This is a genomic window from Hungatella sp. SL.1.14 (assembly GCF_024460495.1).
GTDB lineage: Bacteria > Bacillota > Clostridia > Lachnospirales > Lachnospiraceae > Hungatella > Hungatella hathewayi.
Map to the genome: position 1 here is coordinate 1 of NZ_JANFYJ010000152.1, position 407 is coordinate 407.

Sequence of the window (407 nt, forward strand, 5' to 3'; positions counted from 1 at the left end):
CTGGAATTTGTCAGTATATCATGGCAAATCTGCACCTCCTCCAGTTCGCATAGCTGCTGCTGCCGCAAAGGATCGATCATACGGCTTCACCTGCCTTTCTCAGTTTCTCCTAATAGTCTACAATGAAAATGTTCTCTTTTTTACCGGAAAGCGCCGATGGCGCAAATCCATCAGACCGCTCAGGGCTTCCGTCTTGCCCTTCCTGCCGGCCAGTTCGATCATCTCATCCAGCGTTTCCTTCCGTTCCCCATAACGGTCTGCCAGCCAGAAAAACGTCTCTGTGTCTCCCTCTGACAGCGCCCATTCCGCGGCTCCTCCCATATGTTCCTTCAAATATTCCTCGTACGCCCCGCGATGCCGTTCCATCAATTCGGCGGGATACCTAAGCCGCCCCATGACAAGCGCAC

Annotated in this window: 1 pseudogene; it reads right to left on the minus strand. The window is 53.3% G+C overall.

Annotated elements, in window-relative coordinates:
* Window positions 1-117: 117 nt before the first annotated feature.
* Window positions 118-407 (minus strand): annotated as a pseudogene (locus tag NE473_RS30435) (leucine-rich repeat domain-containing protein); the annotation flags it as partial.